This window comes from Curtobacterium pomorum (assembly GCF_044497295.1).
In the GTDB taxonomy this organism is placed as follows: Bacteria; Actinomycetota; Actinomycetes; order Actinomycetales; family Microbacteriaceae; genus Curtobacterium.
Window position 1 is genome coordinate 411471 of record NZ_CP172409.1, and the last position, 13704, is coordinate 425174.

General features: G+C 73.7%; 10 protein-coding genes. 6 read left to right on the forward strand and 4 right to left on the reverse strand.

Going from position 1 to position 13704, the window contains the following annotated elements:
- From ACGH48_RS02095 to ACGH48_RS02120, 6 genes are all read left to right on the forward strand, one after another.
- Positions 1-1128 carry a hemin ABC transporter substrate-binding protein gene (locus ACGH48_RS02095; protein ID WP_396290002.1) on the forward strand — a complete coding sequence of 376 codons (1128 nt, stop codon included), beginning with the start codon at positions 1-3 and terminating at the stop codon, positions 1126-1128.
- Entirely contained in the window at positions 1125-2228 is a 1104-nt protein-coding gene (locus tag ACGH48_RS02100; RefSeq protein ID WP_396290003.1) for a FecCD family ABC transporter permease, read from the forward strand. The genes ACGH48_RS02095 and ACGH48_RS02100 overlap by 4 nt, the downstream gene beginning before the upstream one ends.
- Entirely contained in the window at positions 2225-3028 is an 804-nt protein-coding gene (locus tag ACGH48_RS02105; RefSeq protein ID WP_396290005.1) for a heme ABC transporter ATP-binding protein, read from the forward strand. The genes ACGH48_RS02100 and ACGH48_RS02105 overlap by 4 nt, the downstream gene beginning before the upstream one ends.
- Positions 3025-4029 (forward strand): hypothetical protein, encoded by a 1005-nt coding sequence (locus tag ACGH48_RS02110; protein WP_396290006.1) that lies wholly within the window; start codon positions 3025-3027, stop codon positions 4027-4029. Before ACGH48_RS02105 ends, ACGH48_RS02110 begins: the two co-directional genes overlap by 4 nt.
- Before the next feature lie 55 nt (positions 4030-4084).
- Positions 4085-4660 carry a hypothetical protein gene (locus ACGH48_RS02115; RefSeq protein ID WP_396290007.1) on the forward strand — a complete coding sequence of 192 codons (576 nt, stop codon included), beginning with the start codon at positions 4085-4087 and terminating at the stop codon, positions 4658-4660.
- Positions 4661-4730: 70 nt separating this feature from the next.
- Positions 4731-8285: an HtaA domain-containing protein gene (locus ACGH48_RS02120; RefSeq protein WP_396290008.1), complete on the forward strand. Its 3555-nt coding sequence runs from the start codon at positions 4731-4733 to the stop codon at positions 8283-8285.
- 28 nt (positions 8286-8313) lie between these two features.
- On the opposite strand, the gene ACGH48_RS02125 is transcribed toward ACGH48_RS02120, so the two are convergent.
- From ACGH48_RS02125 to ACGH48_RS02140, 4 genes are read right to left on the reverse strand one after another with little or no spacing between them, the layout of a single operon-like run.
- Positions 8314-9708: a M20/M25/M40 family metallo-hydrolase gene (locus ACGH48_RS02125; protein WP_396290009.1), complete on the reverse strand. Its 1395-nt coding sequence runs from the start codon at positions 9706-9708 to the stop codon at positions 8314-8316.
- Positions 9705-11264 (reverse strand): ABC transporter substrate-binding protein, encoded by a 1560-nt coding sequence (locus ACGH48_RS02130; protein ID WP_396290010.1) that lies wholly within the window; start codon positions 11262-11264, stop codon positions 9705-9707. The genes ACGH48_RS02125 and ACGH48_RS02130 overlap by 4 nt, the downstream gene beginning before the upstream one ends.
- Positions 11261-12397 carry an FAD-dependent oxidoreductase gene (locus ACGH48_RS02135; RefSeq protein ID WP_396290011.1) on the reverse strand — a complete coding sequence of 379 codons (1137 nt, stop codon included), beginning with the start codon at positions 12395-12397 and terminating at the stop codon, positions 11261-11263. The genes ACGH48_RS02130 and ACGH48_RS02135 overlap by 4 nt, the downstream gene beginning before the upstream one ends.
- Positions 12394-13662, reverse strand: coding sequence for an NAD(P)/FAD-dependent oxidoreductase (locus tag ACGH48_RS02140; protein WP_396290012.1), 1269 nt, complete (start codon positions 13660-13662; stop codon positions 12394-12396). The genes ACGH48_RS02135 and ACGH48_RS02140 overlap by 4 nt, the downstream gene beginning before the upstream one ends.
- Positions 13663-13704 lie beyond the last annotated feature (42 nt).

Consider the following 13704-nt stretch of genomic DNA (forward strand, 5'->3'; position numbering starts at 1 on the left):
ATGTCGTCACTCCGTCGCGCCTGCACGGCCGCAGCGTCCGCCCTCGTCGTCCTCGCCGTGGTGACCGGCTGCACCGGCGTCGGTGCCGGCACCGCGGGTGCGACGCACGCGGCGGGTCGCGGGACGAACGCGACGGACCCGGCCGCGGGCCTCCAGGCCATCGCCCCGGTGACCGACGCGAAGGGCGTGACCGGCCCGCGGACCGCGACCCTGGCGACGGACCTGCCGCCGACGGCGAGCGAGGTCGACGAGCCCGAGCTGCCCGTCACCGTCACCGACAACCAGGACACCGAGGTGACCGTCACGAGCGCGGACCGCATCCTCGCGCTCGACATCTCCGGCACGCTGTCGTCCACCGTGTACGGCCTCGGTCTGGGGGACCACCTGATCGGGCGGGACGTGTCGACCGGCTTCTCGGGCACCGAGGACCTGCCGCTCGTCACCCAGAACGGCCACGAACTCTCCGCGGAGGCGATCCTCGCGCTCCGGCCGACGGTCCTGCTCACCGACACCTCGCTCGGACCGTGGGACGTCGTCCTGCAGATCCGGAAGGCCGGCGTCCCCGTCGTCGTCGTGGACCCGCACCGGGACACCACGAACACCGACGCGATCATCGACCAGGTCGCCACGGCGCTCGGCGTCCCGGCGACCGGCGACCGTCTGGCCGCCGAGGTGCACGCGCAGGAGCAGGCCGTGGCCGCGCAGGTGGCCCGCATCGCGCCGTCGGATCGCGCCGACAAGCTGAAGATGGTGTTCCTGTACGTGCGGGGGATCGCCGGGATCTACTACCTGTTCGGCCGAGAATCCGGCGCCGACTCGCTCATCGACGCCGTCGGCGGGCGGGACGTCGCGACGGAACAGGACTGGACGGGCATGCGGCCGGTCAACGCCGAGGCGCTCGTCGCGATGCAGCCGGACCTGGTCATCATGATGACGAAGGGGCTCGAGTCCGTCGACGGGGTCGACGGCCTGCTCCAGCGGGTCCCCGCGATCGCGAAGACGCCCGCGGGTGAGCACCGCCGCATCGTGGACATGGCCGACACCACGGTGATGAGCTTCGGGCCGCGCACGCCCGAGATCGTGGCCGCCTTGGCCACGGCGATCTACGGTCCGGCGGACGCCTCGTGACCGTCCGGGAGGAACGGATCACGCCCGCAACGCGCGTCCCCGCCGCGCAGGCGGTCACGTCCAGGTCGCGGGTCGGCCGCATCGCGCTCCTCACCACCGGGCTCGTGGTGGCGCTCGTCGTCGCGACGCTGGTGTCGGCGAGCGTCGGACAGCTCGGCACCTCGCCGGCCGAGGTGCTCCGGACGGTGGCCCGGTCGGCCGGGCTGCCGGTGGACGGCCCCGCCGACGACCTCGTCACCCAGGCGCTGTGGACGATCCGGTTCCCCCGCGTGGTGATGGCGCTGCTGATCGGTGCCGTGCTGGCCGCAGCCGGTGTGCTCATGCAGGCCGTGTTCGCGAACCCCCTGGCCGACCCCGGTGTCGTCGGGGTGTCCGGCGGAGCCGCCTTCGGGGCGTGCGCCTCGATCGTCTTCGGACTGCAGTTCGCCGGGTACTGGACGACGCCGCTGATGGCCTTCGCCGCGGGCCTGGTCGCGACGCTGCTCGTCTACGGGTTGTCCCGTGCCGGCGGCCGGACCGAGGTCGTCACGCTCCTGCTCACCGGCATCGCGGTCAACGCGTTCACCGGGGCGGGGCTCGCCTTCCTGACCTTCCTCGGCGATCAGCAGGCGCGTGAGCAGATCGTGTTCTGGCAGCTCGGGTCCCTGAACGGTTCGATGTGGGACCAGGCCGCGGCGATCGCCCCCGTCGTCGGTGCGGGGCTCGTCGGCGCCGTGGTGCTGACGCGCTCGCTCGACCTGCTCGCGCTCGGCGACCGGGCCGCGCGGCACGTCGGGGTGCGGGTCGAGGCCGTCCGGGTCGTCGCGATCGTCGTGGTCGCCCTGCTCGTCGGCGCAGCGGTCGCGTTCGCCGGCATCATCGCCTTCGTCGGGCTCGTCGTCCCACACCTGATGCGGATGGTCATCGGCCCGGCGCACGGTCCGCTCCTGCTCGTCTCGACGCTCGGCGGCGCCCTGCTGCTGACGATCGCCGACCTGCTCGCGCGCACCCTGGTGCCGTACGCGGACCTGCCGATCGGCATGCTGACCTCGCTCGTCGGCGGTCCCTTCTTCTTCTGGCTCCTGCGTCGTGCGCGCCGTCGGTCGGGTGGCTGGGCATGATCGGGGCGAGCACCGCCGGCGCGGTCGTGGTCTCCGGGATCGGCGTCGTCATCGACGGGCGACCGCTGCTCGCCGACGTCGACCTGACGGTGCGCGCGGGCGAGGTCCTGGCGCTCGTCGGTCCGAACGGTGCCGGCAAGTCGACCCTGCTCCGGGCGATCGCCGGTGACCTCGCCCACAGCGGCACGATCGCGATCGACGGGGTCCGCACCGGCGGCGAAGCACCGCTCGCCACCGCTCGTCGGCGCGCCGTGCTCGAGCAGGACACCGCGGTGGCCTTCGGATTCCGTGTCGGGGAGGTCGTCCGGATGGGCCGGGCACCGTGGCGGGGGACCCGGCGAGCGGTCGACGACGACACCGTGGTCGCGCGCGTGCTCGACCAGGTCGAACTCGCCGACCGGATCGACCAGGCGTTCCCCTCGCTGTCCGGCGGCGAACGCGCCCGGGCCTCGTTCGCCCGGGTCCTGGCGCAGTCGACGCCGGTGCTGCTGCTCGACGAGCCGACCGCCGCCCTCGACCTGCGGCACCAGGAGGCCGTGCTGGCCGTCGCTCGCGCGCACGCCCGGGCCGGTGGCGCGGTCGTCGTCGTGCTCCACGACCTGAGCCTCGCCGGGGCGTACGCCGACCGCGTCGCCATGCTCGCCGGTGGCCGGATCGTCGCAGACGGCACCCCCACCGACGTCCTGACCGCCGACCGCATCGGCGCGGTCTACCGGCACCCGGTCACGGTCGTGCCGGACCCGAACACCGGCACGCCCGTCGTCGTGCCGTCCCGAACCGTCCAGGAGGCCTCCTCGTGACCACCCGTACCCGCCCACTCCGGCTCGCGCTCGCCGGACTGCTCGTCGCGCTGAGCGCCGGGGGAGCCGCCCTGGCCGGGGTCGCCCCCGCCTCGGCAGCCGGCCGGGTCAGCGTCGCGATCGAGGGGCACCCCGAGGTCACGAACCAGGTCGACTCGACCTACCTGACGACCCTGCGCCTGAACGGTTCCGGCTTCCAGGGCATCAAGAACGGGTACGGCGGCGTCTACGTGGCGTTCGGCACCGTGACCGGCACCTGGCAGCCGAGCAAGGGCGGAGTAACGGGCGCGGACTACAGCTACGTGCCCGACGACGAGTTGAACCCCACCGGGTACCTCGACTTCGTCGCCTTCGAGGGCAGCTCCACCGCGTCGGCGGCGAACGGCGGCACGGTCGACTCGGCCACGGGTACCTGGTCGGCAACCCTCAAGGTCCCCGGTTCGACGTTCCAGGCGCTCGACCGGAACGGCACGGTGACGACCGTCGACTGCACGGTGGTGCAGTGCGGGATCATCACGATCGGTGCGCACGGCGTCGCGAACGCGAACAACGAGTCGTTCACCCCGGTCGCCGTCCAGAACCTGTACGGCAGCGGCGGCACGTTGGCCGGTGGGGGGACCAGGCCGACCACCGGGCAGCCGCAGGCCGACCCGGCGGACGCGGGCAGTGCCTCCCGTCCGGTCGCCGAGCCGTCGTCCGGGGCGAGCGCGACCGCGAAGGCGACCACGCGGCCGACCGCGATCGCGAAGCCCACCACGACCGCGCGCCCCACTGCATCGGCGGCGCCCACTGCACCGGGGGCGACCCCGTCGACCGTGGCCGCCGCTGCGGACGGTTCCACGGGCGGGATCGACCCGGGCGTCCTGCGGATCGTGCTCGGCGGGCTGTCCGCGCTCGTCGTGGCCGTCGCCGCACTCGTCGCCGTCGCGATCGTGCACTCCCGGCGCACCGCACGGCGCGTTGCGACCGACGTCTCGGACGTCGCCCCCGACGCCCCGTAGGACCACCAGACCCGGGCGCCCACAGGGGGCGCCCTCATCGAAAGGGAACACCGACATGGCACGAATCGCACGCTCCTTCGGGATCACGCTCGCGGCAGGGGTCGCAGCGGTCGGCATCGCCGTCCTGCCCGCCGTCAGCGCGTCCGCCGCGACCGCCGTCACGAACGACTACGGCGCCAGCCTGTCGGTCAGCGGACCGGCCTCGGTCGTCACGGACGGCTCGGGGTCCGTCCACGGCGTCTCGAACGGCACGGTCACGGTGACCGGCGACGGCTTCGACGGGAACGCCCAGGGGCGCGGCTTCGGCGTCTACGTCGTCTACGGGCCCAAGCAGGCGGACTACGCCACCAACTCCGGCTGGTTCGCGTCCGCGCAGTGGGTGTCGAAGAGCGCGTTCACGGCCGGTGGCGGGTTCACCACGACGATCGACATCGCGAAGTCCTACACGGCCGACCCGCACCACACCGGTGACGCGGCGTCGACCGTGAGCTGCGACTACGACACCACGAAGACCGCGACCGCCAACGCGGCGCTCGGGCAGTACGAGTGCTTCGTGCAGACGTTCTCGGCCCACGGCGTCGCCAACGACCCGGCCGACCTCGACGAGGTCCAGGTCCCCGTCACCTGGTGACCCCCGCGGTGCCCCGGGTCCGCCCGGGGCACCGTCTCCCCACACCCGCACCACCCGACCCGAGGAACCGATGCACACCCAGACCAGACCCGCCCGTCGTCTCCGGGCGCTCAGCGCCACCGTCGCCGCGATCATCGGCCTGACGGCGACCGTCGTCGGCACCGCGCCCACGGCAGCCGAAGCCGCGGGTCCCGCCGCGACCGTGTCGGGTGGGACGCTCGACTGGGGGTTCAAGCAGTCGTTCCGGAACTACGTGCCGGCCGCGGGGCAGTCGGTGTCCGGCGGTGCGTCGAAGAACGCCGACGGCACGTTCCGGTTCGCCGCATCGGGCGGCAGCTACGACCCCGGCACGCGGAAGCTCAGCGTCACGGGTTCCGGCGCCGCGGTGTTCGACTACCGGGCGCACACGTTCGTCATCTCGCTGCGCGACCCGGCGATCGAGCTCACGCCGACCACCGGCACCCTGACCGCCGGGGTCGACGTGCGGCTGGTGGACCCGACCACCGGTGCCACGACGTCCGACCCGGGGACGAAGCGCATCGCGTTCGCGACGATCGACGTCACCAAGGGCACCCGCTCGGTCACCGACGGGAAGTACTCGTGGACCGGTCTGCCGACGACGATCACCGCGGCGGGGGCAGCGGCCTTCGCCGCGGACGTCACCGGTGGCAGCAACCCGACGCAGTTCTACGCGGCGGGCACCGCGCTCGACCCGCTGTCGGTCTCGGTCACGGGTGACTGGGCAGCCGAGGGGGCGGGCGGTGACCAGGAGTTCAGCGACCCGGGTGTCGCCGGCGTCATCAGCACGGGGGTGCAGACCGCGGTCGGTGACACGACCATCGGCCGGGTCACCACGGTGGTGCGGGACGCCCCGCGTGCCGCGATCGTGGTGCAGGTCCCCGCTGCCGGAACCGCCAAGGCCAGTTACTTCGTCGTGGACGACGACGGCAAGCGCATCGCCGGGCCGATCGACCCCGGGATCGCCACCTCGAAGCCGAGCGTCGACCCGTCCACGGGCGACATCGTCGCGACCGCGTCGCTGCCCGCCGCGGAGTTCGGCGGCACCGGCGCGAACGTCCAGGGCTGGGTCGTCATCGAGCGAGGCGCGGACGCCGCGTACCGGAACGTCGTGCACGTGAAGCCGTCCGTCGCGGTGCCCGCTGCGAAGGCGTTCGCGGTCGACCCCGCGGACGGCTCGATCGTCGCGCAGGTCGCCCCGGCTGCGAACGGCGGGTCCGCGGGGCTGCTGCGGGTGGCCGCCGGCAGTGGAGCGGGCTCGGGTTCTGGTTCTGGTTCTGGTTCCGGTTCTGCTGCGGTGGCCGAGGTCGGCACCAGCCCTGCCGGCGGGACCGTCCGAGCCGTGACCCGCACGGCCACCCTGATCGGCTCGGTCACCGGGACGATCTCGTCGGTCGGCATCGACTGGACGGGGAAGCGCGCCGTCGTGTTCGACCAGGCAGCCGCACTCGCACGCGTGCTCGACCTCGGCACCGGAGCCTCGGTCGCCGACGTGTCGATCGGCGCCGCAGCGACGTCCGGGGCCACCGGCGGGACCGTCGTCGACTCGCAGGGCCGGGCCTGGTGGAGCAACGACGGTGACGGCACGCTCCGCGCCGTCTCGCTCCGGGGGACCCCGGCCGTGACGACCTCGATCGACCGGGTCGGCGGCGCCGCGTACCTGGCCGTCGACGAGTCCGCGAAGCGCCTCTGGGTGTCCGCTGCCGGCTCCACCGACGCGGGCAACGTCCTGCGCGCGTACGCGATCGACGGTCGGACCGCGGCGACGATCGGTGCCGAGTACACGCCCGGCTCCACCTACACCGGTGATCCGTTCGTGCTCACCGACGACGGGCGTGTGGTCGTCGGGATCACGAACGCCGCGTCCGAGGCCCGCGCCCAGGGCCTCCGCACCTTCACCGTCGCGACCACGCCGTCCGTCACCAAGCAGCCGGCGGACGTCTCCGTCACGTTGACCGGCGCGACCACCGGCACGGACGGCGGCACGACCCCGGCGACTCCGAAGCCGGTGTCGTTCACCGTCGCCACGACCGGGACCCCGACGCCCACCGTGCAGTGGCAGCAGCAGACCCCGTCCGGCTGGGCCGACCTGCAGGACGGCCCGTCGGTGTCCGGCGCGACGACCAGCACGCTCCGCATCACCGCCACCGAGGGCCTGGACGGCGACCGGTACCGTGCGGTCGCCACCAACGTCGTCGGGTCCACCGTCATCGGGCGGGTCGCGTCCGACACCGCGACCCTGCGTGTCACCGTGCAGGCGCCGACGAACCCCGGTGGTGGGGACGGCGGCGGGGGAACGGGCGGCGGCGACACCGGTGGCGGGGTAACCGTGGTCGGTGCGGACGGTTCGATCACCGGGGCGGCGAACGCCCGCGGAGCCTCCACGAACGTGCGGCCGGCCACCGGCCTCTCGACCGCCGCGGCGGGCACGAAGCTCACCGTGACGGGCTCCGGCTTCACGAAGAACACGAACGGCTCCGGGCTGTACGTGCTGTTCGGGTACGTCACGAAGCACCCCAGCGCCGGGGGAGCGGCCGGCGCGGGCTACGACTACGTCCCCGGGTCCGGCGGCACCGGGCAGGACGGCCAGGGCTTCGTCGCCTGGCCCGACAACACCGGTACCGGAGCAGCAGCGACCGCGGAGCTCAGCGGCACGAAGAACGCGGGCTTCACGCAGGGCGGCATCGTCGCGCGTTCCTCGTTCACGGGCCAGTCGACGAAGCGCGTCGACTGCCTGTCCGGTGCCGTGCAGTGCGGTGTCCTGACGATCGGTGCGCACGGCGCCGCCGATGCCGCGGTCGAGACCTTCACCCCGGTGTACTTCGCCGGGCAGACGGTCCCCGGCTCGCTGCCGACCGGTCCGACCTCGGGTGGCGGTGGTACCGGCGCCGGCGGCACGGTCATCCAACCGCCCGTCGTGCAGCTGCCCCCGACGGCGGGGCCGCCGACGATCACCACCGCAGCGGACACCGTGCCGGAGAACAGTGCCGGGGCCGCCGCGCCCCGGAACACGGCGCCCCGGAACTCGGCGAAGGCCCCGTCGGCCGCTGAGCCGCCCACCGCTCCGGCCGCGGACTCGGACGAGCTGCTGCGCCGGATCCGCGCCGGGGACATCAGGACCGTCGCAGCCGCCGACGCCGGGATCCCCGACGAGGTCAGCGCGGGCGACCAGCTCGAGCTCCGTCTGGCGTGGACGGGCGAGGACGCGGGCGGGAGCGTGTGGACCTACTCCGAACCGGTGCAGGGCGACGACTTCGCCGTGGACGACGACGTCGCCACCGCCACGGTCGACACCACCGGCCTGGAGGTCGGCGACCACCACGTCGTGCTCGTCGGCGACGCGGGCACGGTCGTGGCGGTGCCGTTCGCGGTGACCGACGGCGTCGAGGCGGTCGCGCAGCCGGCCGACGGGTCGATCGCCGCCGCGCCTGCCGCCGACCCGGGCGGCGACGGGATGTCCACCGAGACGCTGCTGCTCGTCGTGATCGGGTTCCTCGCCGGGCTCGTGGTGCTGGCGATCGGGCTCGTGGTGCTGCTGCTGACCGGAGTGCTGCAGGTCCGGACCCGGCGGAAGCCGGTGGTGGCTCCGGCTGCAGGGGTCGTCTGACGACGGCGTCGTGCGCGTGCGTGCTGCGTCAGGCGCCGACGGGGCCGAGCCCGACGAGGAACAGTGCCTCGGCCAGGGCCATGTGCTCGATCTCGGACGGGTCCACGCTCTCGTCCGGTGCGTGCACGTTCGCAGCGGGCTCGGACACCCCCGCCAGGACGACCTCGACCCCGGGGATCGCCCGTTCGAGCGTCGCGCAGAGCGGGATCGATCCGCCGCCACCGAGGGAGCCCACCGACGACACCCGGTACGACGACGCCAGTGCGCTCCGGAACGCCGACGAGTACCGCCCGGCCGTCGCGCGGAACCCGTCGCCGGTCCCCGTCACGCGCGCGGTGACCTCGACCCCGGCGGGCGCTCGCCGCAGCAGGTGCGCCACCAGCAGTTCGCCGGCGGCAGCGGGGTCGACGCCCGGCGGCACCCGGAGGTTCAGCGCGGCACCGGCGGTCGCCTGCACGGACGGCGACGACCCGGCGACGGCCGGCGCATCGATGCCGACGACGGTCAGCGCCGGTCGTGCCCAGACCTGGGATGCCGGGTCCCCGGACCCGATCGGCACCGCGCCGTCGAGCAGCCCGGCGTCGGCGGCGAACCGGTCGGCGTCGTAGGGCAGGCCGTCCCAGGTCTGGGACCCGTCGAGTCCGTCGACGGTGGTGTCGCCGGCGTCGTCGCGCAGCGTGGCGAGCAGGGCCACCAGGGTCGCGATGGCATCGGGCGCCGCACCGCCGAACATCCCCGAGTGCACGGTGCCGTGCAGCGCCCGGATGCGCAGTTCGACGAACGCGGTGCCGCGCAGGGTGGTCACGAGCGCTGGGCCCCCGACGGCGGCGTTGCCGGCGTCCATCACGACGGCGGCGTCGACGTCGGCGAAGTCCGCTGCGTGGGTGGACACGTACTGCTCGAGACCGTCGGTGCCCTGTTCCTCGGATCCCTCGACGACCACGACGAGCCCGACCGGGAACGCGCCGTGCACGTCGAGCAGCGCCCGCAGGGCCACGAGGTGGGTGACGACCCCGCCCTTGCAGTCCGCGGCACCGCGACCGTACAGGCGACCCTGGCGCTCGGTCAGGGTCCACGGGTCGCTCGTCCACGCCGCGAGGTCGCCGGCGGGTTGGACGTCGTGGTGGGCGTAGAGCAGCACCGTCGGGGCGCCGGGCGGGGCCGGGTGGGTGGCGAGGACCGCCTGTGAGCCGTCCGACGTCGTGACGAGGCGCGACGCCAGGCCGAGGCCGTCGAAGGCGGCCCGCACGCGTTCGGCGACCCGGTCGCAGTCGTCGAGCGACTGCACGGCCGCGTCGTGCACGGACGGGATGGCGACGAGCGCCGCGAGCTCGTCGAGCCCCGCGGGCATCCCGCTCCGGACCGCGTCGCGGAGCAGGTCAGCGGACGCGGCCCCCGGCAGCGCGGCGTCGCCGGTGCTCACGAGCGCCCGATCTCCCAGATGCGGAACTCCCCCGAGGCGTCGACCGACTTCGTCAGCCCGGTGAGCGACTTCTGCCCGATGACGTTCTCCTGCCCGGCGAGCAACGGGATGAGCGGCACGGACTCGGCGGTGTCCTGCTGGATCTCCTCGATCTGCTTGGTCCGCTCGGTCGCGTCGGCCTCGACCGCCTGCGATGCGACCAGCTGCTGCACGGCCTGGTCGTCGAAGTGGTTCGCGAGCAGGTTGACGTCCTCGGAACCGTAGGCCGGCGTCAGGTACGACGAGGCGTCGGGGTAGTCCTGGAAGAACCCGAGCTGGAAGACCGGGTACTCGCCCTTGCCGACGTTCCCGACGTAGGTGTCCCAGCTCGCCGACTGCAGGTCGACGGTGAACAGGCCGGTGTCCTCGAGCTGCTGCTCGATCAGTGCGTACTCGTCGTCCGACCCGGAGCCGTAGTGGTCGGTCGTGTACTCGATCGGCAGCGCGACGGGCGTGTGCACGCCGGCCTCCTCGAGGATGGCCGCGGGGTCGGCGCCGTCGTACTCCGTCTGGAACGCATCGGTCGCGCCGGTGAAGTCGGACGGCACGATCGAGTACGCCGGAGCGTAGGTGCCCTGGTAGACGTCCTTCGCGATCGCCGCGCGGTCGACCGTCGCGGCGACGGCCTGGCGGATCGCGGTCTTCTGCGCGGTGTCGTCACCGGGCATCGTGTCGAGGTTGAAGCCGAGGAACCGGACCTCGCCCGACGAGCCCTGGACCCGCTGCAGGCCGTCGTCCTCGGACAACGAGGTGACCTCGGTCGGCGTGAGCTGGCGGTACGCCACGTCGGCGTCGCCCTCCTGCACCGCGAGCTTGAGGTCGGCGGACTTCGTGTACTGCTTGATCGTCACGCTCGACGACTCCGGCGCGGTGCCGTCGTACTCCTCGTTCGCCGTCAGGGCGATGGTCGCCCCGCCGTCGGCGGACTGCTGCAGCGCGTACGGACCGGATCCGACGACCCCGTCGTCCGCGTGGACCTTCGTCTTCGAGAACACACTGCTGTCGACGATCGCGCCGGCCATGCTCGCCAGGACGTACGGGAACGTCTGGTCGTTCGCCTGCTCCAGGGTGAACGTGACCTCGTCGCCGTCGGCCGCCACGGACGCCATGTTGGCGAGCAGCGACCCCGGACCGTTCTCGGAGCCGATGCCGACCTGGCGCTCGAACGAGAACACGACGTCCTCCGCCGTCAGGGCGTCACCGTTCGAGAACGTGAGCCCGTCGCGGATCCGGCACACGTAGTGGGTGCCGTCGGTGAAGTCGCAGGACTCGGCGACCTCGGGACTCGGCGTCGTCCCGCCGGCCGGGTAGGTGAGCAGGTGCTGGTACAGCTGCGTCTGCACCGTGTAGCTGCCGCGGTCCCAGGCGCCGGCCGGGTCGAGGGACGTGACGGGATCGGTCGTGCCGATCACCAGGCCGTCGGAGACGTCGGTGGACGCCCCGGTCGAGACGCAGCCGGTGAGCACGGCGGCGACGGCAGCGGAGAGCGCGAGCGCGGAGAGGAGTCGGGTCGTCACGGGGTTCCTGAGGGGGATGGTTTCGAGAGGGAGAAACGGGGATGTGCGGCCCCGCCGGTCGCGAGGTCGGCGATCATGTCGCCGAGCAGCGGTGCGAACTTGAAGCCGTGGCCGGAGAACCCGGTCGCGACGGTGACGGGACCACGTCGGTCGATCACGAAGTCGTCGTCGGGGGAGTTGTCGTACAGGCAGCTGATGAAGGTCGGCTTCGACGCGTCGACACCGGGCACGTACCGCGCGACGTAGGCCTGCAGCCGCTCGGCCTCGGCCGGCACGGGCGTGAAGTCGCGGTGGTCCGGATCGACGACGGGGCCGGTGCCGTGGAACCCGACCTTGACGCCCTCGCCCGGGGTGAGCAGCCCGTACACGTCGTCGTCGGCGGCCCAGTGCACGAAGCTCGGCCACGCCTGGTCCGGCAGGTGGCTGGGGAAGTGCGCGGGCTGTTCCTGGGTGACGCGGAGGGCCGGGAGGCCCGCCCCGCGTCCGGCGAGCAGGTCGCCGACCAACGTGGGAGCCCACGACCCCAAGGCCGCCACCACGGACGAGCTGCGGTGGGTGGACCCGTCGGACAGCGTCACCGTCACGTCGTCGCCGTGGTCGTCGAGCCCGGTGACCCGGGTGTCGAAGCGCAGGTCGGCGAGCCCGGTCCGCTCGGCCAGGGTCAGGAAGGCCTCGATCGCGCGGTCGGACCGGATGCGACCGGCCGTGGCGTGCGCGAGCACGCGCCCCTCGAAGGCGATCCCCGGCCAGCGCGCGGCGGCGTCGTCCGGGCTCAGGGTCTCGTGGGGGATGCCGGCGTCCGTCAGCGCGGCGGCGATGGCGTCGACGACCTCGGCGCGGCCGTGGTCGACGGCTCCGGTGCGGACGATGAGCTCCTCGCCCGCAGCGCCCTCGAGCGCTTCCCACAGCACCAGGGCGCGGGAGGTCAGGTCGACGTACTCGGGGTCGGCGTAGCCCTGCCGGAAGATCCGGGTGGCGCCGTGCGACGAGCCGTTGTGGTGTCCGCGCTCGTGCTGTTCGACGAGCAGGACGCGCTCGCCGCGGAGTGTGAGGGCGTACGCGGTGGCGGCACCGACGACCCCGCCGCCGATCACGACGTGCGTCGGGGCCCGGTCGCTCAGCGCGTCGCTCACGACACTGCTCCTGCACGTCGGGCGTCGGCTTCGCGCCGCGCCGGCATCATCGCGACCACCTCGGCCTCGGTCGGGGCCGCCGCCGGGAACCGCGCCGGGGCGTAGCGGCTCGCATCGCCGAGGGTGGTCGTACCCGTGACGCTCAGTTCCGCCGCGATCCGCCCGAGCCCCGGACCGTGCGTGACGCCGGACTCGTTGTCGCCGCCCGCCACCACGAGCCCGCGCAGCTCGGGGACCGCGCCGACGATGAAGTTCCGGTCGGCGGTCATCGAGACGACGCCCTGCGTGGGGGTCTCGTCCACCCCGAGCACGCTCGCGGCAGCGGGGAGCAGCCGGGCGACGATCGGGTGCAGGTACGTGCGCATGGCGTCGAGCAGGTCCGTGCGCACGGGGCGGCGCGCGGGCTCGTCGCGCCGGTCCGCGCCACCGACGTGCAGCGGCTCGTACCCGGGGCCGGCACCGTACGTCAGGCCGCCGCGGTGCTCGCGGATCCACAGGCCGTGCAGCTCTGGCAGCATCAGGGTCGGCAGGGACCCCGGCAGCCCGAACGGCGTCGTCACGAGGCGGCTGGCGACCACCCGGACCGTCGGCAGCTCGCGCCCGAAGGGTGCGAGCAGCGCGTTCGTCCAGCTGCCGGCGGCGAGCACGACCCGATCGGCGCTGATGACCTCGCCACCGGCGGTCCGGACGCCCGTGACGGAGCCGTCACGGGCCTCCAGTCCGGCCACCGGCGTGTGCTCGCGGATCTCGACACCGCGTGCGCGTGCCGATGCCGTCAGGGCACGCGCGGTGTCCGGCGCGCTGATCTGGATGCCGTCGGGGTGCAGGAAGCCGGCGGTGACCGCGGCCGGGTCGAGCCCGGGCACGAGGTCGGCCGCCTCGGCGGGGGTGAGGGTGCGCGCCCCGGCCGGTCGGAGCGGGTGCTGCTCGAACGGCGGCAGGTGGTCGGCCCGGCCCTGCTCGGTGACGGTCAGCCACACGTTGCCGTTCTGCCGGTACCCGGTCGGGCCGTGACCGGCGCCGGCGAGGTCGCGGTAGAAGTCGATGCCGTACTGCTCGACGTCGCGTTCGGACTCGTTCCAGTACCAGGCGTAGCCGGCTGCCCACTGGCCCACGAACCCGGCACCCGCGGTGGTGGTGCCGCCGGCGACCGTCCCGCTGTCGAGGAGCAGGACGCGCTGCCCGAGCCCGGCGAGGTGCCATGCGGCGCTCAGCCCGATGACGCCGGCGCCGACGACGACCACGGGGGACTCGGGGGAGGACATGGAGCGAGCGTAGTGTCCCGAGGTCGCCGACAGGTGTCGTTC